Origin of the sequence: Collinsella aerofaciens (assembly GCF_015546965.1) — a bacterium.
Classification (GTDB): domain Bacteria; phylum Actinomycetota; class Coriobacteriia; order Coriobacteriales; family Coriobacteriaceae; genus Collinsella; species Collinsella aerofaciens_X.
This window is the reverse complement of sequence record NZ_JADMUF010000007.1, coordinates 58,704-82,692: the sequence shown is the minus strand read 5'-3', so window position 1 is coordinate 82,692 and position 23,989 is coordinate 58,704. Positions and strand designations below refer to the sequence as shown.

Below are 23,989 nucleotides of genomic sequence, written 5' to 3'. Positions count from 1 at the left end.
GATGGCTATGGACGACCTTTTTTCTGCTTCGACGCGTGAGCGTTCCTTTCAGAATGCGCCGCTTGCGGTGCGCATGCGCCCCAATTCGCTCGACGAGTACGTGGGTCAGCAAAAGGCCGTGGGCAAGGGTTCGTGGCTGCGTGCGGCGATCGAGCATGATGTGCTATCGAGCGTGATTCTGTATGGGCCGGCCGGTACGGGCAAAACTACGCTTGCCCACATTATCGCTAACCATACCAAGAGCGAGTTTGTCGAGGTCAGCGCCGTCACGGGTACCGTGAATGACCTGCGTCGCGTAATCGGCGAGGCCAAGACGCGCTTGAATACGTATGACCGCCGTACCATCTTGTTCATCGACGAGATTCACCGTTTTTCGAAGTCGCAGCAGGATGCACTTTTACATGCGGTTGAAAACCGTACCGTCATTATGATTGGCGCCACGACGGAGAATCCGTACTTCGAGGTCAACTCGGCGTTGCTCTCGCGCGGTCGCGTGGTAGAGCTTGAGCACCTGAAGGACGAGGATATCGCCACGCTGATTGAGCGTGCACTCGAGGCACCGCAGGGTTTAAACGGTAAGTTCTCGGCCGATGAGGATACGGTTAAGACCATTTGCACGCTGGCCGCGGGTGATGCCCGCTCGGCGCTCACGACTCTCGAGCTTGCAAGCGAGATTGCCGTAACGCGTCCCGATACCGAGGGGACGCCAGCGCCGGCGGCGGGGGAGCGCTATCCCATCACTGTGGATGACGTTAAGATTGCCAACCCGCGTCGTGGCTTTTCGTACGACAAAAACGGTGACATGCACTACGACATTATCAGTGCGTTCATCAAGTCTATGCGCGGGAGCGACCCCGATGCCACCATTTATTGGCTCGCGCGCATGATCGATGCAGGAGAGGATCCTAAGTTTATTGCTCGCCGCATTATGATCCACGCTTCCGAGGACGTCGGAAACGCCGATCCGCAGGCGCTTTTGGTGGCACATGCCGCATTTAAATCTGCCGAGGTCATTGGCTATCCCGAATGCCGCATTAACCTGGCTCAGGCTGCACTCTATGTTTGCCTGGCGCCTAAATCTAACGCGTGCGAGGCTTCGATCGATGCGGCGTTGGCCGATATTCATTCAAGTGGGCTCCGCGAGGTGCCAAGCTATCTTCGTGATCGTCATCGACCGGGTAGCGACGAATACGGTGTGTATAAATACCCGCATGATTATCCCGAAGGCTGGGTCGATCAGCGCTATTTGCCCGAGGGACTGGAGCGCGGCGCGTTCTGGCAGCCTGCCGGCCGCGGCTGGGAAGAGTGGCGTGTGGAGCAAAGCGAGCGCGACCGTAGCGGGAATGCTCCCAAGTAGGTCATTGGCACCTCGCGCATTCCCTTTGGGTATCTTTCCCCTTCTTTGGGGTACCATGAAAAGCGTCTGTATTTCGATTCCTTCGGGAGGCTTGTATGAGTCCCATTCAAATCGCCCTGCTGCTGCTCGCCGTTGCCGGCGTGTGGGCTGTTGTCGAGCTCGCGCTCACGCTGCGCAAGACCCGCACTGTCGTTGACTCACTCGATAAGACGGTGAGCGACCTTAACAACACGCTCGCCGAGGCGCAGCCCGTGGTAGCAAAGCTCGATGGCGCTGTCGACGAGCTTACGCCGGCACTTGCCCAGATGGAGCCGCTGCTCAAGTCGAGCAAGACTGCCGTTGACGCCCTGACGTCCAACCTCGTTGAGGTTGAGGCGGTCGTTCGCGACATCTCCGAGGTTACGGGCAGCGTGGCCGAGGCCAGCAATGCCGTATCGAGCGTGACCGACTCTGCGGCTGGTGCCGTGCAGAAGCTCTTCAATAAGGTGAAGGCTCCTGCAGCCGACGCCGATCGCAAGCTCGCCGCTGCCGCCGCCGAGGCCGAGCAGCCTACCGAGCGCGTTCTGATTGGTGAGGCTGAGGACGAGGCCGCCGATGGTGCGGATGCGGCTCATAAGTCCGCAGCCAAGCCTGCTCAGTATTACACCTATACGCCCGCCGAGACCTCCGAGGAGTCCTGCGATGAGTAGCGAAGCAACCTGCCCCATTACGCTGAGCGTTGCCGGTGATCCGCGTCTCGCGCGCTTGGTGCGCATGACTGCCGCCAACGTCGGCGCCCTGTGCTCTATGTCCGTCGATCGCATCGAGGATATTCGTATGGCTGCCGAGGAAGCCTTCATCTTTGGATGCACGGCCGTTGATTCCGACGATATTTCGATCAAATTCGATGTCGACGAATCCCATGTGGGCATGACCTTTACCTTTGGCGACCAGGCGACTGTCGATGAGGATGACCAGGCTGCCGTATATGCCGAGCTCATTTTGGCGAGTGTGTGCGACTCCTACGAAAAGACTACAGCGCCCCTGACGCTTTCCCTCGACCTCAAGGCGGATATCTAATATGACCGAACGTTCCCGGAGCGGCAAGACCGCTTGGGACAAGGAGAAAACCCGCGAGTTGTTTCGTCGTTATAAAGAGACCGGTGATCCGGACGCACGCGAGCAGCTCGTCATGTCCCACATGAACCTGGTAAGGTTTCTTGCCAACAAATTTAAGAACCGCGGCGAGCCGCTCGATGACCTTTTGCAGGTCGGCTATCTGGGCTTGCTTAAGGCTATCGACCGCTTTGACCCTGAACGCGGACTTGAGTTCACGACGTTTGCCACGCCCACCATCCTGGGCGAGATTAAGCGCCACTTCCGCGACAAGGGCTGGAGTGTGCGCGTGCCGCGTCGTCTGCAGGAGCTCTCTGCCAAGGTCAACCAGGCTACCGACAAGCTCACCAACGAGCTTCAGCGTTCGCCCAAGGTTGAGGAAATCGCCGATTACCTGGGCGTGACCGTCGACGAGGTGCTCGAAGCCATGGAATCGTCCTCGGCCTACACCTCGGTGCCCATCGAGGCCCCCGGTGCGTCCGATTCTGACGATGCGCCTTCGATTCTCGATCGCTACGCCGACGACGACAACGAGCTCGACTTTACCGATGACCGCCTGGTAATCGAGGAAGCCATCCGCGATTTCTCGCCTCGCGAGCGCGAGGTTATCGAGCTGCGCTTCGTAAAGGGCATGACCCAGATCGAGATTGCCAAGAAGCTGGGTATCTCGCAGGTGCAGGTCTCGCGCCTGCTGCGCCGTACCCTTAAGAAGATTCAAGACAAGATTGACCCCGACGGAGTGATGGTTCGTTCATGAGTGAGCTCCCCCAACAAACCGACCGCACGCTGCGCGATACCCGCATTCTGACGTTGCGCATTTGGGGCGTCGTCGGCTGCATTGTCATCGCCGCCGTCATCTTTAACCTTATGGGCATCCTGGCGCCGGTTATCGAGTTTTTGGCAGTCGGATCCATCATCGCTTTTGTGATGTCGCCGATAACCAACTGGCTCGAGCACCATGGCGTGAATCGCGGCATAGGTTCGCTTGTCGCGCTTATTGTGGTCGTTGCTGTGCTCGTCGGTGTCGTTTGCATCTTGTCGCCGATTCTCTTTGGTCAGATCATGGAAGTCCTGAGCCGCCTGCCCGAGCAGCTTCGTGTTGCTGGTGGCGACCTCAACGAGATGATCTCGCATGCCAAGACGCTCAATAACACGCCGCTCAAGGAGTATCTGGACGATAACCTTTCTTCGCTCGTCACGGTGGCGTCCAAGTATGTCTCACAGATTGCCGCCGAGCTCGGTCGTGGTGTATTCCCGCTTATTACCAATACGGCCTCGCAGCTGTTCGTCATTTTCCTGGGCTTGGTGCTTGCCTACTGGTTGGCCTGCGACTATCCCCGCATGCACCACGAGGTCTGCACCATCATTGGTCAGGAAAAGGAGACCTCGTACCGTTTTATGGTCGCGATTCTTTCGCGCTCGGTCGGCGGCTACATGCGTGGCATGGTCGTGACGTCCATCTGCGGTGGCATCCTTGCCTTTATCGGCTTTACGCTCATTGGCCATCCATACGCGGCACTCATGGCCATCTTCACCGGCATCATGCATTTGGTCCCGGTTGTCGGTCCTTGGGTGAGCGCGGCGATCGCCACGGTGCTCGGCTTTATGTTCAGCCCCATGTTGGCGTTGTGGACGCTTGTCGTGACCATGGTGGCCCAAAATGTCACCGACAACGTCATTTCGCCTAAAGTTATGCAGAGCTCGGTGCAGGTGCATCCCGTCATGAGCCTGACGGCCCTCGTTATTGGTTCGGCACTCATGGGTCCCATCGGCATGGTCATCGCCATTCCGCTGTGCGCGGCCCTCAAGGGCATTTTCGTCTACTACTTTGAGAACGAGACCGGTCGTCAGCTCGTGGCATACGATGGCGCCGTGTTTAAGGGCACGCCGTATCGCGATGCCGAGGGCAACCCGGTCGCCGCCTACGACGCGCTTGGAGACGATACGTTCATTTACGAGTCCGAGCTCATCGGCAACGAGACTGCGCCTGAGGCCCAGGCAATGCCCAAGCCCGAGCTCGAGAATCCTTGGATTAAGCTCTCGGGTCTTCAACCCGACGCGACAGGCTTTTTCAAGAACCCCTTCGCCAAGGATGACGATTCCAATACGGACGACGACACCAAAACCGGCATCGACGGCTCCATGGACGATTCGGATTCCAAATAGGCCTGTTAGCGTTTCTTGATGTTGTAAAAGACAAGAAACACGAGCAAAGCGATTGATAAGGGGCCGGCTACATAAAAATAGAGAACGTCAATTGCACGTAGAGGGCAATAAGCCTTATCGCCGGACGTTACTGCATATAATACGTAGCCAAATGCTGGTTGGTTTGAATACCAGTGGGAGAAGGCCAAGAGCGCTAAAAGTGCTACTACCAGAAGTGCATTCAGGACAAAACGTTTGCTTTTCATCGATCGCTCCTTTCGGATGGTTCTTATATAGCATTTTACCAAACCCATTTTTTTCAAAGGATTGCTTAGTCCCAAATAACATGCACTTTCGCTGGAGGGTCGCTGTTTGGCGGCCCTCTTTTTTGCACAGGCGCGGTGGGATGGTAATATCGTTACGTTTGAACTGTTTCGATGTGAAACCGAGGAGATTCCCTCTATGAGTGCTGACTACCCGTCAATGACTACGGCCGAGATCCGCTCCAAGTTCCTCAACTTCTTTGAGGAGCGCGGTCTTAAGCTCTATCCTTCTTCGTCCCTCGTCCCCGACGATCCTTCGCTGCTGCTTGCCAACGCCGGCATGAACCAGTTTAAGGAGTACTACCAGGGCAAGAAAACCATGAAAGAGATCGGCGCGATCTCCTGCCAGAAGTGCGTCCGCACCAACGACATCGACTGCATTGGCGAGGACGGCCGTCACCTGTCCTTCTTTGAGATGCTCGGCGACTTCTCCTTTGGCGGCGTCTCCAAGCAGCAGGCCTGCGCTTGGGCCTTTGAGCTCATCACCAAGGAGTTTAAGCTGCCGCTCGACCGCCTGTACTTCACCGTCTTTACCGAGGACGACGAGACCCATGACGTGTGGCGCTCTCTGGGCGTTGCCGAGGATCATATCTCGCGTCTGGGCGAGGACGACAACTTCTGGGCCGCTGGCCCCACCGGCCCCTGCGGTCCGTGCTCCGAGATCTACTTTGACATGGGCGAGGAGGTCGGCTGCGGCAGCCCCGACTGCAAGCCTGGCTGCGACTGCGACCGCTTCCTTGAGTTCTGGAACCTCGTGTTTACCCAGTACGACCGCCAGGAGGACGGCTCCATGCCGGAGCTGCCGCACCGCAACCTCGATACGGGCATGGGCCTGGAGCGCATGGCCGCTATCATGCAGCACAAGACTGCTAACTACGACGGCGATCTGATGCAGCACCTCATCAAGCTCGGTGAGGAGATCAGCGGCAAGACCTATGATGCCGACGATTACTCCGGCGCCAGCCGCTCCCTGCGCATCATCGCCGACCACTCCCGTGCTGTCGACTTTATGATCTCGGACGGCATCCTTCCCGGCAACGAGGGTCGCGAGTACGTCCTTCGCCGTCTGCTCCGCCGTGCCGTGTTCCACGGTCGCCTGCTGGGCATCGAGGGCGCCTTCCTGACCAAGTTCATCGACGAGGTCAACGCTCAAATGGGCGAGGCCTATCCCGAGCTGCTCAAGAACGTCGCGCTCGTCAAGGGTATCGTCGCCTCCGAGGAGGAGCGCTTCTCCACGACGCTCGACAACGGTCGCGTCTACCTGGATGAGGCCCTGGCAGCGCTTACCGAGGGCGCTGTGCTTCCGGGCGATGTTGCCTTTAAGCTGCACGACACCTTTGGTTTCCCCATTGACCTGACCGTCGAGATTGCCGGTACCGCTGGGCACGACGTCGACATGGATGGTTTTACCGCTTGCATGGAGGACCAGAAGGCCCGCGCCCGCGCCAATGCCAAGGGCGACGCCTGGGGCAGCTTCAACGACGTGTGGGTCGAGCTTTCCGACAAGGTCGCCGCGACTGAGTTCGACGGTTATGACAACGATGTGATCGAGGGCGCCAAGGTTGTCGCCATCGTGCGCAACGGCGAGTCCGTCGAGTCCGCCGCCGCGGGCGAGGACGTCGAGGTCGTGCTCGACCGCACCCCGTTCTATGCCGAGATGGGTGGCCAGCAGGGCGATGCCGGCGAGCTTTCCGCCGAGGGCGTTTCGCTGACCGTTTCCGATGCCAAGAACCACAACGGCCTGTATGCTCACGTCGCCCACGTTGCCGAGGGCACGCTGGCCGTCGGTGCTACCGTGACCGCCGCGCTCGACGCCGAGCGCCGTGGCTTCCTGCGCCGCAACCACACCGCCACGCACCTGCTCGACGCCGCCCTTAAGCAGGTCCTGGGCGAGCACGTCTCCCAGGCTGGCTCGCTGGTGACGCCCGAGCACCTGCGCTTTGACTTCACACACTTCGAGGCCCTGTCCTCCGAGCAGCTCAAGGCTGTCGAGGACCTGGTCAACCAGCAGATCTTCGCCTCCAAGCCGGTCGTGACCCGTGTTATGGGCATCGACGAGGCTAAGGCTGCCGGCGCTGTCGCTCTGTTTGGAGAGAAGTACGGCGATGTCGTCCGCGTCGTCTCCGTGGGCGCCGAGGACCAGCCGTTCTCCCGCGAGCTCTGCGGTGGCACCCATGCCGCCAATACCGCCGAGATTGGCCTGTTCAAGATCATTTCCGAGTCCTCCACGGGCTCCAATGTCCGCCGTATCGAGGCCGTGACCTCTAAGGGCGCCCTCGACTACATGGTCGACCGCCTGGCGCTCGTTGACGCCGCCGCCGCTGCGCTCAAGTGCCGCGTCGACGAGGTTCCCGCCCGCGTGGAGAACCTGCAGGCCGAGCTGCGCGAGACGTCCAACAAGCTCAAAAAGGCTCTGACCGGTGGCTCCTCCGACGCCATTTCCAGTGCCATCGAGGGTGCTGTCGAGCTCGGCGGCTACAAGCTCGTCGTCGCTGAGCTCCAGGGCCTTGAGGCTGCCGACCTGCGCAACGTATGGGATACCGTGCATCAGAAGGTCGCCGGCCCTGTCGCTTGTGTCGTCGCCAGCGTGACTGAGAAGGGCACTCCGGCCCTGCTCGCTGCCGGCTCCGATGACGCCGTCAAGGCCGGGTTCCACGCCGGTAACGTGATCAAGCAGATCGCGGGCCTGGTTGACGGTCGCGGTGGTGGCCGTCCCAACATGGCCCAGGCCGGTGGCAAGAACGCTGCCGGTATCGCCGATGCCCTCGCGGCCGCTAAGACCGCACTCGGCGCCTAAGAATCTAAGAAGTCACTGTGGTCGCGCTTGCGCTGGACATAGGGGAGACCAGGATCGGCATCGCCGTCTCGAGCCGTGATGGCAAGATGGCGATGCCCGTCAAGGTGCTCCCGGCTGCAGAGGTCACCGGTATGGCCAAGACGTTCCGCTACCTGGTCGAGGACTATGAGCCCGACATCCTGGTAAGTGGACGTCCCCTGACCATGGCCGGTGAGCCCGGCCCCCAGGCCGAGCGCGTTGCCTCCGTGGCGCAAAAGATTGCCGACGAGCTCGATCTTCCACTGGAGTTTGAGGACGAGCGTCTGTCCTCGCAAGAGGCCAAGCGTATCCTGCGCGAGCAGGGCCTCAACGAAAAGCAGATGAGGGGCAAGATCGACATGATTGCCGCCAGCCTGTTCCTGCAGACATGGCTCGATCGTAAAAACGAGGAGGTTCAGCATGCCTAGCGCTTCCGATCCGCGCCAGCAGAATCGTACACGGCAGCCCGCGCCGCGTCCTGTCCAGGCAGGTCAGCGTCCGGCACAGCCGACGCAGCGCCCAGCACAGCCTGCCGCGCGCCCGGTGCAGTCCTTCTCTCATTCGGGCCAACCTGTTCAACGGACGGGTCAGCAGCCTTCTGCTCGTTCGGTTCAGCATCCGGCTTCTCACGCGGCTCAGCAGCCCACTGCTCGTACGGCCCAGCCTGCAGGCGGCACCCGCTTTAAGCAGCAGGCACCTATCCAGCGAACGCAGGCCCCCCAATCGCATTCGCATCACGCTCGCGGTTCGCATAGCGTTGCTCCGGCGACCCGCTCGAGCTACAACACGCATGCTCGTCGCGGTGCTCAAAAGAAGAGTTCTCCGGTTCCCATGATCATCGGCGTTGTGGTGGCGGTGCTCGCGCTTGCTGCGATTGCTTTCTTTGTCGTGCCGGCCGTCAAGGACTTCTTCGCCGGTGGAGATACGAAGGTCACGGCTGGACAGCAGGTTACGGTGACCATTCCCGACGGTGCTTCGGGCGATACGATCGCCTCGATTCTCTCCGAGAACCATATCGTCGAAAATCCCAAGGATTACTATGCGGCGGTGAAAAAGCTCAACGCCGATATGTCGCTCAAGCCTGGTGCTTATTCGTTCACCACACTCATGGATGCGACCAAGGTTGTTCAGCAGCTCATGGAAGGCCCCAACGCGGGCTCCAATGCGCTGACTATCCCTGAGGGCCTGACGGTCGATCAAGTCGCCGATCGTGTGGCCCAGGCCTACGACAGCATCTCTAAGGAAGACTTCCTCAACCAGGCCAAGGCCTCCAACTACGTGGACGACTATAGCTTCCTTAAGGGCGCCGCCAACGACTCGCTTGAGGGTTTCTTGTTCCCCAAGACCTATTCGTTGGGTGATTCGCCGACGGCCGATGACGTGATTCGCGCTATGCTCGATCAGTTTAAGACCGAGTACAAGTCGCTTGACTTTGCGAGCTGCGAAGCCAAGATCAAGGAGCGCTATGGTGTGGAGATGTCCGACTACGACATCGTCAACTTGGCCTCTATCGTTGAACGCGAGGGCCTCAACGCCGATCAACGTGCGCACGTGGCCTCGGTCTTCTACAACCGCCTTGCCGGCAAGCTCGACGGTCTGCGCTATCTCAACAGCGATGCGACCATGATGTATGTCACCGGTGGCGAGGTTACCGCCGACGACCTGCAGAGCGATAGCCCGTATAACACCTATAAGCATGAGGGCCTGCCGCCCACGCCCATCTGCTCTCCGTCGCTCGAGGCACTCAAGGCCACGCTTGAGCCGACCGACTCCGATGACCTGTATTTCTACATTACGCAGGACGAGGAGTACTTCTCGCAAACCTACGAAGAGCATCAACAGTCTTGGAATTAGCATGAGGATTTTTAGCCCCAAACGATACGTTGCCTCGGTCGATCGCATCGACCTTGATACCCTGTGGGCCGACGGCAAACGCGCCATTCTGCTCGATCGCGATAACACCTTGGTGCCGCGCGACACCGAGCAGGTTCCCGCCGCGGTTTCCGCTTGGCTCGATGCCGCCCGCGCCAAAGGCTTTAAGCTGTGCATGGTGTCCAACAACTGGCATCGCGACCAGGTCATGAGCTCTGCACGCGAGCTGGGACTCGAGGCCATCAGCCACGCCATGAAGCCCGCGCCGTTTGCCCTCAAGGCGGGTCTTAAGCGCCTCGGCGCCTCGGCCGACGAGGCGGTGCTGATCGGTGATCAGCTCTACACTGACGTGTGGAGCGGCAATTTTGCCGGCGTCGATACTATCCTGGTTAAGCCGCAGGCGACCCAGGACCTGTGGTATACGCAGATCTTCCGTATCTTTGAGCGCCGGGCCCTGCGCGACCTTCCCTGCGAGGAATAGGTCTCGCTATGTCCCAGCACACCAAACACGGCTGCGACCATATCTTCTTTATCGGCTTTTTGGGCGCGGGCAAATCGACGCTCGCGCGCAACGTCGGCACCATGTTCAAGCGGCGTTTTATCGACACTGACCGTCTGGTCGTTCGCCGTTGCGGCAAGTCGGTAACCGAGATTTTTGAGACTGAGGGCGAGGATCGTTTTCGCGAGCTCGAGACCTCGGCGCTCCGTTCGCTTCAAAGTGAGCGCAGCCTGTTGGTTTCGTGCGGAGGCGGCATTGTCGAGACGCCGGTGAATATTGAGCTGATGCACGAAATGGGTACGTGCGTGTACCTCGAGGGCGACTTTGAGGATTCGATTCGCCAGATTCGTCGGTCCGACACGCGGCCCGATTTCCGCTCGCCCGAGCATGCTGCGCGCCTGTTTGAGCATCGCCGTCCGCTGTATCGCCAGGCCGCCGATATTACCCTTGATATTCGCAACAAGTCCTTCGAGGACGTTTCCTACCTTTGTGCCGAGATGCTTTTGGAGCGTGGACTGCTATGATTCGCCGCCAACTGATCAATTTCCAAAACCGCAGCGTCGATGTCCGTGTCGGATTGGGCGCGTTCGATGAGCTGTCGCGCATGTTTGCCTCGGCTGTGGGCAAGCCTAAGCGCGCGATGGTGGTTTGGAACTATGTCACATCCGAGCGTTTTGGTGAGGTCGTCGAGCATGCGCTGGTCGACGCCGGTTTTGCCGTGTCGCAGCTCCCCCTTGAGGTTTCGGCTTTCGGTGCCACGCTGGCCGATGCCGATACCGTCTTTGGCGCCCTGTCGGCTAACGGTATTACCTGCGATGACCTGGTTATTGCCGTTGGCGATGCCGCGACCTGCTCGGTTGTTAGCTGGTGCGCCAATCAGTGGTGCGGTCGCACTGAGTGCGCCTTGCTGCCGACGACGTTCGACGCCATGCTCACGGTCGCGACGACCATGAAGCCGCTCATTGCCTCGACGGCCAATGCCCTTCCCGCTATCGCGTTCCGTCCCGAACCGGGTTTGGTTGTGTGTGACCTCGACCTTGTTCGCGAGGCGGACCCCGAGGACCTCAAGCTCGGCTATGTGGTACTTGTTGGCACCATGCTTTCGAGCAGCAAGTTCCGCTGGAATCAGTTTACTGAGACCGTCCCCGAGATTCTCGCGGGCGAGGAGGTCGCACTCGTCAATGCCGTTCAATGGTCTCAGACTGCCCGCAAGGACGTGCTGACGGCCACGAACCCGAGCGCCCGCCATGCGCTCGATTTTGGCAAGACGGGGGAGCGTACCCTGCGCGCCTGCTTGGGCGATGCCGCTTCGCAGGTCCCTGCCTACCAGCTGTTGTCCGAGGGCATGCGCTTTGAGGCGCGCCTAGCACATGATGCCTGCGACTTCGATATCGACTACGTGTTTGAGGTCGATGACTGCCTGGAGGACTTTGGCATCGAGGAGCTTGCCTTCGACTTGGAACCCGCCGCGTTTATCGAGGAGTTCCGCAAGCAGCAGTTCGCTCGCTCAAACCGCAGCATGTTGCCGCTGCCCGCGGCACTCGGCGCCATTCGCCTAACGAACGTCGAGGACGAGGTTCTTGAGCGCCATGCTCACGCCTACTTGGCTTCTCGCAAAGAACTTCTCTAAGATTTATTGACTTCCATCGTCTTTCGTATCATGTTGAGGGGCGGGTTTCCAATCGGTTGCGGATCGCATGTGATTCCGTCGTTCGGTTGAGACCCGTCCCGTCTATATAGAAACAACAAGAAAGGAATCTGCATGTCTGAGTTTGCTGCCGGTCCTGCCGGTCGTATCGAGCGTGTCCGTGCCCTGATGGCCGAGCGTGGCTACGACGCCATCGTGGTGCGCGACGAGGCCAACCTTCGTTGGCTTACGGGCGTTAAGGGTGTCTTCGACTACACCTTCGAGTTCCCGCACGCGGCGTTTATTACGGCCGACCAGTGCCTGTTCCATACCGACTCGCGCTATCTCAACAGCTTTGAGGAGAACAAGCCCGCCGGCAGCCCCTGGGTTTACGACATGGACGAGGGCACCATCCCCGGGTGGGTCGCCGGCAAGATCGCTGCGAACAAGTGCCGCGTCTGCGCCGTCGAAGACGACATGCAGATCAACTTCTATCAGGGCATCCAGCGTGGCCTGGAGGATCGCTCCGTCGCCTGTATGCTTCCGCTGATGCATGATGACATCCGCAAGATGCGTGCCATCAAGGATGCCGAGGAGATCGAGCTCATGCGCCATGCGCAGTCGATCACCGACGCCGCCTTCCAGCACATGCTCGGCTTTATTAAGCCCGGTATGACCGAGAAGCAGGTCCGCAACGAGCTCGAGAACTTTATGTTCGCCAACGGCGCCGACAGTCTGGCCTTCGGCTCCATCGTGGCGAGCGGCCCCAATACCGCCAACCCGCACGCCGTGCCGAGCGACCGTGTGATCGAGAAGGGCGATTTTGTCCTCATGGATTACGGCGCGGGTTACTGCGACTATCGTTCCGATATGACGCGTACCGTCGTGATGGGCGAGCCCACGCAGGAGCAGCTTGACCTCTACGCGCTCGTGCGCCGCACGCACGAGGAGTGCGTCGCCGCCATCCATCCGGGCGTCGAGGGCAACGACATTTTCAAGCTTTCCAAGCAGATCATCGGCGATGCCGGTTATGGCGATTACTACAACCATGGCCTGGGCCACGGCGTGGGCATCGACATCCACGAGCTGCCCAACTTCAACCGCAGTAAGAACATTATCGAGGTCGGCTCGGTTGTTACCATGGAGCCCGGCGTCTACCTGCCGGGCGTGGGCGGCGTGCGCTTGGAAGACTACGGCGTCGTCACCGAGAACGGTTACGAGCCCTTCACCAAGACCCCGCATGACCTCCACGTCATCGATTGCTAATCTACTTTGGTAGATAGTTTGGGGCGGGGCGTCCGGAATGTTTCGGGCGTCCCGCGTTCTCTTTTTATGCGCTCGCTGCAGGCGCCGTCTGCAAGTGTATAATTTCGGTCGTATGTAATTTGGACGCTTGTGCGTTCTGCCCATAACAAGAAAGGTCGCTATGCCTACCATTTCTACCGCCGACTTCAAGAACGGCCTCGGTCTCCGCATTAAGGACAAGGTCTACACCATCGTCGAGTTCCAGCATGTCAAGCCGGGCAAGGGCGGCGCGTTCGTGCGCTACAAGACCCGCGACATCAAGAGCGGCCGCGTCGTCGAGAACACCTGCAACGCCGGCACCAAGTTCGAGAGCGTCATGCTCACCACCCGTGAGTTCCAGTACCTCTACAACGACGGCACCGATTACATCTTCATGGACAATGAGTCCTACGAGCAGGTTCCCGTTCCCGAGGACATGGTGGGCGATAACTCCAAGTGGCTGCGCGAGAACGACATCTGCCAGCTGCTCTTCGCCGACGATGAGCTCATGGGCGTGACCCCGCCTATGTTCATCGAGACCACTATCGTCCAGACCGACCCGGGCTTTAAGGGCGACACCGTCCAGGGTTCCACCAAGCCGGCCACCATCGACACCGGCGCTGTCATCCAGGTCCCCATGTATCTCAACGAGGGTGAGGTCATCAAGGTTGACACCCGCGACGGCAAGTTCGTCTCCCGCGTCTAGCAACCAATTTTTCTAGGAGGACTCATGCCCCAGGAAATCAAGATTGACGGCATCGGCATTTCGCCCGATGTTCTGACCGCCATCGTCTCGCGCGCCGTCACGGATGTCGAGGGCATCGCCTCCGTGGGCGTCAAGGACCTTGCCACCAACCTTGTCTCCATGATGCTCTCGTCCAAGGCCCCGGCTTCCGAGCCGGCGGTCGAGGCCGAGGTCGTCGGCGACAAGCTCGCACTCACCGTGCGTGTCGTGGTGTTCTTTGGCTATCCGTTCAAGAAACTCGCCGAGGCCGTTCGCGCCGCAGTGGTCGCCGCCATCGATGCCCAGGTTGGCGTTGAGGTCGAGCGCGTTGACGTTTGCATCGACGGCCTCGTTTTCCCCAAGGAGTAACCTTTGAGCCTTAAGGTTTATCGCGGGCGTACGCTTGCCCGCAGTCAGGCGCTTCAGCTTCTGTTCCAGGCCGAGGCCACGGACAGCCCGCTCGAGCGCGTCCTCGAGGGCGATTTCCTGATCTCGAAGGGTCCCCTCGACCCCTATGCGCTGGAGCTGTGCCGCGGTGCCTATGAGCATATCGACCGCATCGACTGTGCTCTGCGCTCTGTTGCCAAGAACTGGGATCTTACGCGCATGCCCGGCGCCGACCGCAACCTGCTGCGTATCGCCGTTTACGAGATGCGTTTCCTCACCGACGAGGAGGTCTCTGACGCCATCGTGATCAACGAGGCCGTCGAGCTTGCCAAGGCCTATGGCACCGACCAGTCCGCGTCGTTCGTCAACGGCGTGCTGGGTAAGATCGCTCGCAGCGAGGAGCTGCCGGGCGAGGACCTATACCAGGAGCTGCTGGCCGAGGATCGTGCTCGCGAGGAGGCACAGGCTGCCGAGGCTGCCGCTAAGGTTGCGGTTGCCCAGGCTGAGGCTGGTGTGCTGGCCGAGGATGCGGACGCTGCTGAGGCCGTCGAGGCCGACTCCGTCGAGGAGTAGCCATGCCAGAGGGTTCCGTCCGCAACTTTGATGAGATCTCGGACCGTCTGGATCAGATCATCGCTACCGTTCGCTCCAAGGATACGTCCTTGGAGCGTTCACTCGATCTGTTTGACGAAGCGATTGAGCTGGGCTCCCGCGCGGTCGATATGGTCGACAAGTTTGAGCTGACGCCGCGAGAGGCCGACAAGCTCGAGCAGGAATACGATGAGGATGTGGCAAACGAATCCCAGGATAGCTAGGCCGCATCTCCGGATACGAATGGTTGATGGCATTCATGAAACGCGTGCGTCTTGATGACGAACTGATTTCACAGGGCATCTGCGCCGATCGCGCGGATGCCCTTCGCACTCTTATGGCCGGCTTGGTCTCGAGTGGCGGCGAGCGCTTGACTTCGCCGGGCCTTAAGGTGACCCCGGGCCTGCCGCTGCACGTGAAGGGGCGCATTCCGTACGTTGGGCGCGGCGGTCTTAAGCTCGAGGGTGCGCTTGACGCGTTCGGGATTGATCCGACGGACCTTGCTTGCCTCGATGTGGGCTGCTCCACGGGTGGCTTCACCGATTGCCTGCTCAAGCGTGGTGCCGCGACCGTTGTCTCGGTCGACGTGGGCCGTGCCCAGTTCGACTGGTCGCTGCGCCAAGACGATCGTGTGACGCTCCACGAGCGCACGAATGTGACGCAGTTGCCCGAGCTCGGCTACGGCGGTGCTATCGATCTGGCCGTGTGCGATGTCTCGTTTACCAGCATCGCGAACATTATCGATGCGGTGCTGGCGTGCCTGGCGCCTACGGGTGCATTCTGCACGCTCGTAAAGCCGCAGTTCGAGGCTCCGGCGGCGCTGGTGGGCGAGGGCGGCATTGTGACCGATCCCGCCGTGCGCCGCGATACACTCGTTTCGGCAGTTGAACTCTTTGCCTCCAAGGGGCTGTTCCCGGTCGATGTGTGCGTGTCGCCCATTCATGGTGCCAAGGGAAACGTTGAGTTTTTCCTGTACGGCACGAGATTTGCCCCCGGTGAACGTGCCGACGATGAGCTGCAATCCCAGATATCGGTTTTGAGCGAGAAAGCTGCAACGCTATGAAGGTCTTTCTGGTTCCCAATTACTACAAGCAAGAGGCGGTCGAGAGCGGCCTGATGCTCGAGCTTTGGCTGACGCGCCAGGGCTATGAGGTCGCATGGGCTGCCGACCAGCGATCGAAGATTCAAAGTACGCCTGATATTGACGGCTCCGATCTGGTCATTACGCTCGGCGGCGACGGCACGCTGCTGCGTGCTGCCCGCATCCTCAACCATCGCGAGATTCCTATCCTCGGTCTTTCCTATGGTCACCTGGGCTTTTTAACTGCTGCGAGCCCCGAGGAGCGCGACATTCTTAAGGTCGTGAGCGACGCCCTTTCCGGCGAGCTGCACGTGAGCCGTCGCGCCACCATCGCCGCGGATATCGTGTCCGTGCGCGAAGACGGTACGCAGGATGTCGTGCGCACCTTCGCCCTTAACGACATGGCGCTCACGCGCGGCCCCCTGTCCGATATGGTCGAGTTTGACATCACGGTTTCCGGCCATCATATCGACCGCCTGCGTGGCGACGGCGTGGTTGTATCGACGGCGACTGGCTCCACCGGCTACGCGCTTTCCGCCGGCGGCCCCATCGTCAGCCCCGATTACACGGGTATGGTCTGTGTGCCCATCGCTCCGCATACCATTCAGGCTCGCGCCTTTTTGACCTCGCCGAGCGATGTCGTCGAGATCTTTATGTCCGATGATCGCCCGAGCGTTCCGGCGATCGCTATCGATGGACAATTTATTACCTGCGATGGCACGGTCGAGAGCGTGTCTGTGCGTCGCGGTCCCGGCGATGTGCTGCTGCTGGATTACGGCCCCGAGAGTTTCTATAACTCGGTGAGCCGCGTGTTCTATGGAGTGCGTCATGATCGATGAGCTGCAGGTTTCCAACATTGCGCTCATTCGTGAGGCGACGTTGGTTCCGAGCGCGGGTCTAACGGTTCTGACCGGAGAAACCGGCGCCGGTAAGACCGCGCTGCTCTCGGCGCTCAAGCTCATTTTGGGCGAGCGCGCGGATTCGTCGACGGTGCGCGAGGGCGAGACGCTTGCCAGCGTCGAGGCGCGTCTGTTTGACGGCCCGCACGACACGGAGGGCTTCACCGTGCAGCGCAGCCTTTCTGCCGAGGGCCGCAGCCGCGTAAAAATTGACGGCCGCATTGCCAGCGTGCGCGAACTTTCGGAGCGCGTCGGTGTGATGATGGATCTTTGCGGCCAGCACGAGCACCAGCGTCTGCTCGACCCGGCACACCATGTTGCCATGGTCGATGCCTGGGCAGGGCGCCCGGCGCTCGAGGCGCTTGAGCACTACCGCGCTTGCTATAAAGCCTCGCGCGCGGCCGCTAAGGAGGTCCGTCGCGTCGAGGAGGCCTCGCGTGCGCAGGGGAGTCGCGTCGAGGAGGCGCGCTTCGCCCTGGAGCGCATCGCCGAGGTCGACCCCAAGCCGGGTGAGTATGAGGAGCTCGAGGAACTGCTGCCTCGATCCGAGCATGCCGAGGTGCTGGTGGCCACGGCCAACGATGCCCATGCGTCGCTTGCTGCCGAAGGGGGAGCGCTCGATGCCGTGAACAGTGCCGTGGCGGAGCTTTCCCGCATGGCTGCCGTCGATCGCAAGCTGGGCGACATTGCCGATGCGCTTTCGGATGCCTGCATCTCACTCGAGGATTGTGCCAACGAGCTGCGCGCCTATCGCGATGGGGTCGCCTTCGATCCGCGCGAGCTGGCACGTATGCGCGAACGCTATTCCGATCTTAAGGGCCTGCTGCGTCAGTGGGGGCCCACCATGGATGATGTCTTTGCCATGCGCGACCGCTCACAAGAGCTGCTGTCGCTGGTAGACGATGGTGATGAGCAGATCAAGAGGGCGCGCGAAGCGCTTGGCGCGGCGGAGCGCGAACTGTTCGCCGCCGCCAAGGCGCTTAAGCGTGCGCGAAATATGGCAGCTCCTCGTTTTTGTCATGAGGTTGGCCGTCAGATGGCGCGCCTGGAGATGGGCGGCGCCGAGCTCGTTTGGGAGTCGCGCGATCTTCCGCGTGCCGAGTGGACGCCGGCGGGCCCTTCGAGCTACGAGCTTTTGTATCGCAGTGGTGCCGGATTGACGCCACGCCCCCTGCGCCGCATTGCGTCGGGCGGCGAGCTCAGCCGCGTCATGCTGGCAAGCAAGGTTGTCCTCGGTAACGCGGATGGTGTCGATACGCTGGTGTTTGACGAGGTCGATGCCGGTGTCGGTGGCTCCACGGCGCGTGCACTCGCGGGCGTGCTGGCAGATCTCGCCGCTACGCATCAGGTGATTGTCGTAACCCACTTGGCGCAGGTCGCCGTCATGGCCGACAAGCATTATGTTGTCAGCAAGGAACCGGGCGAAGTCCCCCAGACGCATTTGGACGAGGTAACCGGCGAAGTGCGTACTGCCGAGATTGCCCGCATGCTGAGCGGCGATCAGTCCGAGGCAAGCTTGGCCCACGCAAAGCAGATGCTCGAAGAAGCTCGAGGTTAGGTCGTATCAGCGGTGTTGGTGGGACAAAATAGACTGAAATTTTTGTCCCACTACGCGTTTTACTCCACGACCTTATCCGGCTGGATGAGCTCCTCGTAGTAGCTGATATGCTCGCGCGCGTCCTCGATTTCGGGCAGCAGGAAGTTGTAGATGACTTCGATGATCATCGTGGCGCTGATCTTAGAGAACGCAAAGTCGCCCGTCGTCAGCAGCGCTTCGTGGTTGACGGTATTAAAGGTGTAGTCTGCCAGACGAGCGAGCGGGGATTTGCTGTCGCTGCTGATGACGACTACGGTTGCGCCGCAGTTGCGAGCCGCTTTTGCCATGCGATTCAGTCGGCGCGATTTGCCGGAGTTTGAGATTAGCACGATGACGTCACCTGGGCGCAACGTGAGCGCAAAGCCGATTGATGTCTCGCTAATGGTGCTCGCCATGCAGCGCAGGCCCAGCTGCGAAAACTTAAACGTCGCATCGAGCGCGACCGCGTTCGTATTGCCCACAGCTGCAAACTCAATAACCCCTGCATGCTTAAAGGCATGCACAACAGCCGCCAGCGTATCGTGGTCGATTCCGTCGATGGTCGCATTAAGCTCGCTTACCTTGGCAGCCAGGATGTTCTTGAGGCTCTGCTCCATATTGTCGAGCGAGACCTCGTCGGTCAGGCCCTCGTTGCGCTGGCTTTCCAAATCCCTCGCCAACGAAAACTGAAAGCTGCGGAAGCTACCAAAGCCCAGTTTGCGGCAGAAGCGCGAAACGGTCGCCTCGGACGTAGCGGCGGCGCGCGAAAGCTGCGCGGCCGTCAAACGCGGCGCTTCGGACTGGTGCTCCAGAATATAGTCGACAATGCGCTGCTCGGATTCGCTGTATCCCTTGTGGGTGCTAATGAGGGAGAGCGCGCTCTTGCTGCCGTCGGTCATGTATGGCTCCTGGTTGGCGTGAAAATCGGACTTGTTTTTCAATGCCATAGTATACGGGCATTTTCAAGTACAAGATACACCTTGCCGTTTCAAGCGTTGATGGTAAACTTTCATCGACCGTTTACGGTCGTGAAAGAACCTTTCACCGGAGAATTGCAACTTGTCTCTTCTCACGCAAGCGGTGGGTTGGTATCTTTCAGTTGTGGAAAAGCGCGCCACGAGGCGCGTGTAGGGGAGCGCCCGCGGGCGCAGAACTCAAGAAGAGGGACACATGGCTAAGTTTGACATCATCGCCGCCACCGGTTGCCCGACCGGTATCGCGCACACCTTCATGGCGAAGGAGGCGCTGGAGAAGGCAGCTGCCGAGCGCGGTCTGACCATTAAGGTCGAGACCCATGGCCAGGTCGGTGTCGAGAACGAGCTCACGAAGGGTGAGATCGCCGGTGCCAAGGCCGTCGTCGTCGCAGCCGATAAGGATGTCCAGGCGGAGCGTTTCGCCGGTAAGCCCATGGTTTCCGTTGGTGTTTCCAAGGCCCTGTCCGTCGAGGCCGCTGGCAAGCTGATTGACCGCGCGCTCCGCGCCACGGGCGACGACTCGGTTGCCGCCGCCGCCGATGTCGAGGACGAGGTCGAGGAGAAGGAGTCCGTCGGCCACATTATCTACAAGCACCTCATGAACGGCGTCAGCCACATGCTGGTCTTCGTCGTCGCCGGTGGTGTTCTGACCGCTCTTTCGTTCCTGTGGGGCATCACGTCCTTCGATTCGACGGCGTCTGACTACAACACCTTCGCCGCTATGCTCAAGATCATCGGCGGCATTGCCATGAACCTCATGGTTCCCGTGCTTTCCGCCTACATCGCCGAGTCCATCGGCAAGCGCCCGGCGCTCGTCCCCGGCTTCGTCGCCGGTATGATCGCCATTCAGGGCCTGCCCGTTAACGCCGAGACCGGTATGATCGACGCTGGCGGCGCTGGCGTGGGCTTCGGCTTCCTGGGCGGCATCGTCGGCGGCTTCCTCGCTGGTTATGTCATCCTGCTGCTCGAGAAGGTCTTTGCCGGTCTGCCCAAGAACCTGGACGGCCTCAAGGCAATCTTCCTGTACCCGCTGTTCTCGACTGCCATCGTCGGCCTCGTGATGCTCGGCATCTCCGGCCCCATGGCTGCCATCAACACCGCCATGATGGACTTCCTCAAGGGTCTGTCCGCTTCTGGCGCCATCGTCTTGGGTCTTGCCATCGGCTGCATGTGCGCCGTTGACATGGGCGGCCCGGTCAACAAGGCTGCCTACGTCACCGGTACCGCTATGCTTACCGAGGCCTTGGCCGCCGGTGTCGGCACCGACACCTACAACTTCGGCACCAACTTCATGGCTGCCGTCTCCGCCGCCTGCATCGTTCCGCCGCTGATCACCACCTTCGCCGTCGTCGTCGGCAAGAAGTACTTCAGCCAGGAGGATCATGACGCCGGTATCGTCAACCTCATCCTTGGTTGCACCCACATCACCGAGGGCGCCATTCCGTTCATGACCAAGAACATCTGGCCCGTCATGCCCATCATGATGCTCGGTTCCTCCATCGCTTCGATCCTGACCATCATGTTCAACGTTCACGATCCGGCGCCCCACGGTGGCTTCCTGGTCCTGCCCGTTGTCGAGAACGGTCCGCTGTGGGTCCTCGCGATCCTCATCAGCGCCGTGGTCGGTGGCATCCTGTTCGTGGCCTTCAAGAAGTATGACTTCGAGAAGAATCAGAAGGCTGCTCCTGCCGCTCCTGCCAAGCCGGTCGAGGCTCCTAAGGCCGCTGCCGTCGAGGCTCCCAAGGCCGAGGCTGCTGACTTCGTGAAGGTCGAGAACGTTTTTGTCGCCGAGGACTTCGCTTCTCGCGACGAGGCTCTGAGCTTTGTCTCCAACCAGGCTGTCAAGGCCGGTGTCGCTAGCGACGCCGATGCCGTGATGAACGCCTTCCTGGCCCGCGAGTCCGAGGGCACCACGGGCATGATGGAGGGCTTCGCCATTCCGCATGCCAAGTCCGATGCCATCAACGAGGCCGCCGTTATCGTCGTCAAGGACGAGTCCGGTGTCACCGGTTGGGACACCATGGACGGCGCTCCCGTCAACGTGGCTATCGCCCTGCTCATCCCCGGTGCCCAGGCTGGTACCACGCACCTCAAGATCCTGTCCAAGGTCGCCGAGGCGCTCATGGACGAGGACTTCCGTGCCACCGTCAAGGGTTCCACCGACGCCGCCGAGATCGCCAAGACGATCAATGCCCGCCTGGTCTAATTCCACGGTACGCGAATAACATCGCCCCCTGTAACAAAGGCGAGGACTCCACTCGGGGCCCCCGCCTTTTTTTCATTCCCTTCTGTAAGGTGCGGTGAAATAGGGACTGTTTAAACGTTTCAACTGCAAAATCAGTCCCTATTTCACCGCAACTTCCAGAAGGGCATAGAGGGAACTGCCTATTGAGTCTTTGTCGCGAACATATTCTCAGCCAGAATTCCGTTCCGCCGATATTGCTCTGGACCGACCGAGTTTCCGCAGCTCGCCCGCCGGGCGGGCGCAGGGATACGACATCTGTCCAACAATTCGTGTGAAACACAATGAAAAACCGTTTGATGTGAGTTAATATAAACAACGTCGTGAATCTGACTCCTGCCGCATGCATGACAGGGGTTAAACACAAAAAAGGAGTCAATTATGGTTTCTGAGAAGGCTACCCTCGTCAATCCGCAGGGTCTTCACATGCGTCCGGCTGGCCTCTTCGCCTCCACCATGGGCAAGTACGCCTGCGACGTGACTGTCGTCACCCCCGAGAAGGAGGTCAACGGCAAGTCTCCGATGGCCCTCATGGCTGCTGGTATCCCCTGTGGTACCGAGGTCGAGGTCAAGTGCGACGGCGCTGACGAGGCCGAGGCTCTGGCTGCTGCCATCGAGCTCATCAAGAGCGGTCTTGGCGAGTAGAACTCAAACGGGTCGCATGTTGAACAATTAAGTTCATATTTGGGGGCGCAGTGACCTGTTAAGGGTAACTGCGCTCTTTTGTCATGGATATGGCAAAACGCTTTATCACATGACACGGAGAGAGGAATGGGAATGTATCAGGGAGTCAACGCATCCGAGGGAATCGGAATCGGCACCGTCATGGTCGCCGTCGATCCCGACTTGACGTTTGAGCCGCACGCGGTTGCCGATGCGGCAGCCGAGAAAGAGCGCTATCAGGCCGCTCTTTCGGTCTTCTGCGAGAAGACCCAGGCTCAGGCCGACCACATGAAGGAGACGGTGGGCGAGGCCGAGGCCGAGATCATGAGCGGACACATCGTCCTGGCTCAGGATCCGGGCATGACCGACGCCATCAACGCCGCCATTGACGGCGGCACCTGCGCCGAGCAGGCGCTCATGGACACCTCGACCATGTTCGAGAACATGTTCCTGTCCATGGACGACGAGATGTTCCGTCTGCGTGCGGCCGACATCGCCGATATCCGCACCGGTATTCTGGCCGAGCTGCTGGGCAAGGAGGTCGTCGACCTCTCCGTCCTGCCCGAGAATACCGTCGTTGTCGTGCACGACCTCACGCCGTCCATGACCGCCACGATCGATAAGGCGCACGTTGCCGGTATCGTCACCGAGACCGGTGGCCGCACGTCGCACTCCGCGATCATCGCGCGCGCCCTCGAGATCCCGGCTGTCCTTTCGGTTTCCAACAGCTGCACCGCACTGCGCAACGGCATGACCGTTGTCGTCGACGGTGGCAAGGGTGTCGTTGAGGCCGATCCCGACGAGGAGACGCTCGCCGCCTACACCGCCAAGGCCGAGGCCTTCGCTGCCGAGAAGGCAGCCCTCGAGGCCTTCCGTGGCAAGCCGTCCGTGACTGCCGATGGTATCAAGAAGATCATCGCCTGCAACATCGGTAACCCCGATGACGTGCCCAACGCGCTCGATCACGACGCCGAGGCCATCGGCCTGTTCCGCTCCGAGTTCCTGTTCATGGACTCCGCTGAGCTTCCTTCCGAGGAGGAGCAGTTCAACGCCTACCGCAAGGTCGCCAGTGCGCTCAAGGGTGCTCCGGTCATCATCCGTACGCTCGACGTGGGTGGCGACAAGGAGATCCCGTACCTGCACATGGTCAAGGAAGAGAACCCCTTCATGGGCTTCCGCGCCGTGCGTTACTGCCTGGCCAATCCCGACCAGTACAAGGTCCAGCTCCGCGCCCTGCTGCGCGCCAGCGCCTTTGGTGACGTCAAGATCATGATCCCGCTCGTTACCTGCGTCGAGGAGGTCCTTGCTGTCAAGGAGCTCGTCGAGCAGTGCAAGGCAGAGCTGACCGAAGAGGGCCGCAAGTTCAACGAGAACATTGAGGTCGGTATCATGGTCGAGACGCCTGCCGCGTCTCTGCTCGCTGACCGCCTGGCCGAGGTCGCCGACTTCTTCTCCATCGGCACCAACGACCTGATCGGCTACACCATGTGCGCCGACCGTGGCAACGACACCATCTCCAACCTGTACCAGGTTTACTATCCCGCCGTGCTTCGCTCGCTCAAGAACATCATCGAGAGCGGTGTGAAGGCCGGTATCATGGTCGGCATGTGCGGCGAGGCCGCTGCCGATCCGCTGCTCGAGCCGCTGCTGATCAGCTGGGGCCTGGAGGAGTTCTCGATGAGCGCTCCGTCGATCCTGCGCGCCCGCAAGACCATCAGCCAGTGGACCAAGGCCGAGTGCGACGAGCTCGCCGAGAAGGCACTCGCCTGCAACACCGCCGCCGAGGTCAAGGCACTGCTCGAGTCCGCAGCTCGCTAATTTGGTATCAGAGGTAA

The 23,989-nt window shown here is 60.3% G+C and carries 24 protein-coding genes; 22 read left to right on the top strand and 2 right to left on the bottom strand.

Features of this window, described 5'->3' with window-relative positions; genetic code table 11:
• Window positions 1–7 precede the first annotated feature (7 nt).
• The 5 genes from I1M21_RS06220 (at window position 8) to I1M21_RS06200 (ending at window position 4,618) form a co-directional block, all read left to right on the top strand.
• Entirely contained in the window at window positions 8–1,357 is a 1,350-nt protein-coding gene (locus I1M21_RS06220) for a replication-associated recombination protein A (protein ID WP_195192871.1), read from the top strand.
• A 95-nt stretch (window positions 1,358–1,452) separates the two neighbouring features.
• Window positions 1,453–2,046 carry a hypothetical protein gene (locus I1M21_RS06215; protein ID WP_195192870.1) on the top strand — a complete coding sequence of 198 codons (594 nt, stop codon included), beginning with the start codon at window positions 1,453–1,455 and terminating at the stop codon, window positions 2,044–2,046.
• Window positions 2,039–2,416, top strand: coding sequence for an ATP-binding protein (locus tag I1M21_RS06210; RefSeq protein ID WP_117736300.1), 378 nt, complete (start codon window positions 2,039–2,041; stop codon window positions 2,414–2,416). Before I1M21_RS06215 ends, I1M21_RS06210 begins: the two co-directional genes overlap by 8 nt.
• A gap of 1 nt (window position 2,417) precedes the next feature.
• The gene (locus I1M21_RS06205) at window positions 2,418–3,209 is read left to right on the top strand and encodes an RNA polymerase sigma factor SigF (protein ID WP_117635146.1); all 792 of its coding nucleotides are present in this window, start codon (window positions 2,418–2,420) and stop codon (window positions 3,207–3,209) included.
• Window positions 3,206–4,618: an AI-2E family transporter gene (locus I1M21_RS06200; protein WP_195192869.1), complete on the top strand. Its 1,413-nt coding sequence runs from the start codon at window positions 3,206–3,208 to the stop codon at window positions 4,616–4,618. The genes I1M21_RS06205 and I1M21_RS06200 overlap by 4 nt, the downstream gene beginning before the upstream one ends.
• Before the next feature lie 5 nt (window positions 4,619–4,623).
• On the opposite strand, the gene I1M21_RS06195 is transcribed toward I1M21_RS06200, so the two are convergent.
• On the bottom strand, window positions 4,624–4,863 hold the full coding sequence (locus I1M21_RS06195; protein ID WP_195192868.1) for a hypothetical protein: 240 nt from the start codon (window positions 4,861–4,863) through the stop codon (window positions 4,624–4,626).
• A 196-nt stretch (window positions 4,864–5,059) separates the two neighbouring features.
• Between I1M21_RS06195 and alaS the strand changes: the two genes are divergently transcribed.
• The 14 genes from alaS to I1M21_RS06125 all read left to right on the top strand — a co-directional run bounded on the left by alaS (window position 5,060) and on the right by I1M21_RS06125 (window position 18,257).
• Window positions 5,060–7,717, top strand: coding sequence for an alanine--tRNA ligase (gene alaS / locus I1M21_RS06190; RefSeq protein ID WP_195192867.1), 2,658 nt, complete (start codon window positions 5,060–5,062; stop codon window positions 7,715–7,717).
• Window positions 7,718–7,734: 17 nt separating this feature from the next.
• Window positions 7,735–8,163, top strand: a complete 429-nt coding sequence (gene ruvX, locus I1M21_RS06185; protein WP_195192866.1) for a Holliday junction resolvase RuvX — start codon at window positions 7,735–7,737, stop codon at window positions 8,161–8,163.
• Window positions 8,156–9,589, top strand: coding sequence for an endolytic transglycosylase MltG (gene mltG / locus I1M21_RS06180; protein ID WP_229025648.1), 1,434 nt, complete (start codon window positions 8,156–8,158; stop codon window positions 9,587–9,589). The genes ruvX and mltG overlap by 8 nt, the downstream gene beginning before the upstream one ends.
• Window position 9,590: 1 nt before the next feature.
• Entirely contained in the window at window positions 9,591–10,088 is a 498-nt protein-coding gene (locus I1M21_RS06175) for a YqeG family HAD IIIA-type phosphatase (RefSeq protein WP_195192865.1), read from the top strand.
• A gap of 8 nt (window positions 10,089–10,096) precedes the next feature.
• Window positions 10,097–10,630 carry a shikimate kinase gene (locus tag I1M21_RS06170; protein WP_138374852.1) on the top strand — a complete coding sequence of 178 codons (534 nt, stop codon included), beginning with the start codon at window positions 10,097–10,099 and terminating at the stop codon, window positions 10,628–10,630.
• Entirely contained in the window at window positions 10,627–11,736 is a 1,110-nt protein-coding gene (locus tag I1M21_RS06165; RefSeq protein WP_195192864.1) for a hypothetical protein, read from the top strand. The genes I1M21_RS06170 and I1M21_RS06165 overlap by 4 nt, the downstream gene beginning before the upstream one ends.
• A gap of 132 nt (window positions 11,737–11,868) precedes the next feature.
• The gene (locus I1M21_RS06160; RefSeq protein WP_195192863.1) at window positions 11,869–12,999 is read left to right on the top strand and encodes a M24 family metallopeptidase; all 1,131 of its coding nucleotides are present in this window, start codon (window positions 11,869–11,871) and stop codon (window positions 12,997–12,999) included.
• Window positions 13,000–13,159: 160 nt separating this feature from the next.
• Window positions 13,160–13,723 carry an elongation factor P gene (gene efp / locus I1M21_RS06155; RefSeq protein WP_195192862.1) on the top strand — a complete coding sequence of 188 codons (564 nt, stop codon included), beginning with the start codon at window positions 13,160–13,162 and terminating at the stop codon, window positions 13,721–13,723.
• 24 nt (window positions 13,724–13,747) lie between these two features.
• Window positions 13,748–14,110 carry an Asp23/Gls24 family envelope stress response protein gene (locus tag I1M21_RS06150; RefSeq protein ID WP_055250450.1) on the top strand — a complete coding sequence of 121 codons (363 nt, stop codon included), beginning with the start codon at window positions 13,748–13,750 and terminating at the stop codon, window positions 14,108–14,110.
• A 3-nt stretch (window positions 14,111–14,113) separates the two neighbouring features.
• Entirely contained in the window at window positions 14,114–14,701 is a 588-nt protein-coding gene (gene nusB / locus I1M21_RS06145) for a transcription antitermination factor NusB (protein ID WP_195192861.1), read from the top strand.
• Between the two features lie 2 nt (window positions 14,702–14,703).
• On the top strand, window positions 14,704–14,943 hold the full coding sequence (locus tag I1M21_RS06140; RefSeq protein WP_195192860.1) for an exodeoxyribonuclease VII small subunit: 240 nt from the start codon (window positions 14,704–14,706) through the stop codon (window positions 14,941–14,943).
• Between the two features lie 35 nt (window positions 14,944–14,978).
• A complete protein-coding gene (locus tag I1M21_RS06135) occupies window positions 14,979–15,782 on the top strand; it encodes a TlyA family RNA methyltransferase (protein ID WP_195192919.1) in 804 nt (267 codons plus the stop codon).
• Entirely contained in the window at window positions 15,779–16,639 is an 861-nt protein-coding gene (locus I1M21_RS06130) for an NAD(+)/NADH kinase (protein ID WP_195192859.1), read from the top strand. Before I1M21_RS06135 ends, I1M21_RS06130 begins: the two co-directional genes overlap by 4 nt.
• Window positions 16,629–18,257 (top strand): DNA repair protein RecN, encoded by a 1,629-nt coding sequence (locus I1M21_RS06125; protein WP_195192918.1) that lies wholly within the window; start codon window positions 16,629–16,631, stop codon window positions 18,255–18,257. Before I1M21_RS06130 ends, I1M21_RS06125 begins: the two co-directional genes overlap by 11 nt.
• A 59-nt stretch (window positions 18,258–18,316) precedes the next feature.
• Here the strand turns inward: I1M21_RS06125 and I1M21_RS06120 are convergent, their stop codons facing one another.
• Complete coding sequence (locus I1M21_RS06120) at window positions 18,317–19,174, bottom strand: MurR/RpiR family transcriptional regulator (RefSeq protein WP_229025647.1); 858 nt, start codon at window positions 19,172–19,174, stop codon at window positions 18,317–18,319.
• Window positions 19,175–19,445: 271 nt separating this feature from the next.
• Here I1M21_RS06120 and I1M21_RS06115 point away from each other — a divergent pair, with 271 nt between their 5' ends.
• The 3 genes from I1M21_RS06115 to ptsP all read left to right on the top strand — a co-directional run bounded on the left by I1M21_RS06115 (window position 19,446) and on the right by ptsP (window position 23,972).
• Window positions 19,446–21,455 (top strand): fructose-specific PTS transporter subunit EIIC, encoded by a 2,010-nt coding sequence (locus tag I1M21_RS06115; protein WP_195192857.1) that lies wholly within the window; start codon window positions 19,446–19,448, stop codon window positions 21,453–21,455.
• A gap of 417 nt (window positions 21,456–21,872) precedes the next feature.
• A complete protein-coding gene (locus tag I1M21_RS06110; RefSeq protein ID WP_022094575.1) occupies window positions 21,873–22,136 on the top strand; it encodes an HPr family phosphocarrier protein in 264 nt (87 codons plus the stop codon).
• A gap of 132 nt (window positions 22,137–22,268) precedes the next feature.
• Window positions 22,269–23,972 carry a phosphoenolpyruvate--protein phosphotransferase gene (ptsP, locus tag I1M21_RS06105; RefSeq protein ID WP_195192856.1) on the top strand — a complete coding sequence of 568 codons (1,704 nt, stop codon included), beginning with the start codon at window positions 22,269–22,271 and terminating at the stop codon, window positions 23,970–23,972.
• The last annotated feature ends 17 nt before the right edge of the window (window positions 23,973–23,989 follow it).

Coding starts and splice junctions, on each gene's coding strand:
- I1M21_RS06220 (WP_195192871.1), top strand. CDS start 8: ATGGACGACCTTTTTTCTGCTTCGACGCGTGAGCGTTCCTTTCAGAAT.
- I1M21_RS06215 (WP_195192870.1), top strand. CDS start 1,453: ATGAGTCCCATTCAAATCGCCCTGCTGCTGCTCGCCGTTGCCGGCGTG.
- I1M21_RS06210 (WP_117736300.1), top strand. CDS start 2,039: ATGAGTAGCGAAGCAACCTGCCCCATTACGCTGAGCGTTGCCGGTGAT.
- I1M21_RS06205 (WP_117635146.1), top strand. CDS start 2,418: ATGACCGAACGTTCCCGGAGCGGCAAGACCGCTTGGGACAAGGAGAAA.
- I1M21_RS06200 (WP_195192869.1), top strand. CDS start 3,206: ATGAGTGAGCTCCCCCAACAAACCGACCGCACGCTGCGCGATACCCGC.
- I1M21_RS06195 (WP_195192868.1), bottom strand. CDS start 4,863: ATGAAAAGCAAACGTTTTGTCCTGAATGCACTTCTGGTAGTAGCACTT.
- alaS (WP_195192867.1), top strand. CDS start 5,060: ATGAGTGCTGACTACCCGTCAATGACTACGGCCGAGATCCGCTCCAAG.
- mltG (WP_229025648.1), top strand. CDS start 8,156: ATGCCTAGCGCTTCCGATCCGCGCCAGCAGAATCGTACACGGCAGCCC.
- I1M21_RS06175 (WP_195192865.1), top strand. CDS start 9,591: ATGAGGATTTTTAGCCCCAAACGATACGTTGCCTCGGTCGATCGCATC.
- I1M21_RS06170 (WP_138374852.1), top strand. CDS start 10,097: ATGTCCCAGCACACCAAACACGGCTGCGACCATATCTTCTTTATCGGC.
- I1M21_RS06165 (WP_195192864.1), top strand. CDS start 10,627: ATGATTCGCCGCCAACTGATCAATTTCCAAAACCGCAGCGTCGATGTC.
- I1M21_RS06160 (WP_195192863.1), top strand. CDS start 11,869: ATGTCTGAGTTTGCTGCCGGTCCTGCCGGTCGTATCGAGCGTGTCCGT.
- efp (WP_195192862.1), top strand. CDS start 13,160: ATGCCTACCATTTCTACCGCCGACTTCAAGAACGGCCTCGGTCTCCGC.
- I1M21_RS06150 (WP_055250450.1), top strand. CDS start 13,748: ATGCCCCAGGAAATCAAGATTGACGGCATCGGCATTTCGCCCGATGTT.
- I1M21_RS06140 (WP_195192860.1), top strand. CDS start 14,704: ATGCCAGAGGGTTCCGTCCGCAACTTTGATGAGATCTCGGACCGTCTG.
- I1M21_RS06135 (WP_195192919.1), top strand. CDS start 14,979: ATGAAACGCGTGCGTCTTGATGACGAACTGATTTCACAGGGCATCTGC.
- I1M21_RS06130 (WP_195192859.1), top strand. CDS start 15,779: ATGAAGGTCTTTCTGGTTCCCAATTACTACAAGCAAGAGGCGGTCGAG.
- I1M21_RS06125 (WP_195192918.1), top strand. CDS start 16,629: ATGATCGATGAGCTGCAGGTTTCCAACATTGCGCTCATTCGTGAGGCG.
- I1M21_RS06120 (WP_229025647.1), bottom strand. CDS start 19,174: ATGACCGACGGCAGCAAGAGCGCGCTCTCCCTCATTAGCACCCACAAG.
- I1M21_RS06115 (WP_195192857.1), top strand. CDS start 19,446: ATGGCTAAGTTTGACATCATCGCCGCCACCGGTTGCCCGACCGGTATC.
- I1M21_RS06110 (WP_022094575.1), top strand. CDS start 21,873: ATGGTTTCTGAGAAGGCTACCCTCGTCAATCCGCAGGGTCTTCACATG.
- ptsP (WP_195192856.1), top strand. CDS start 22,269: ATGTATCAGGGAGTCAACGCATCCGAGGGAATCGGAATCGGCACCGTC.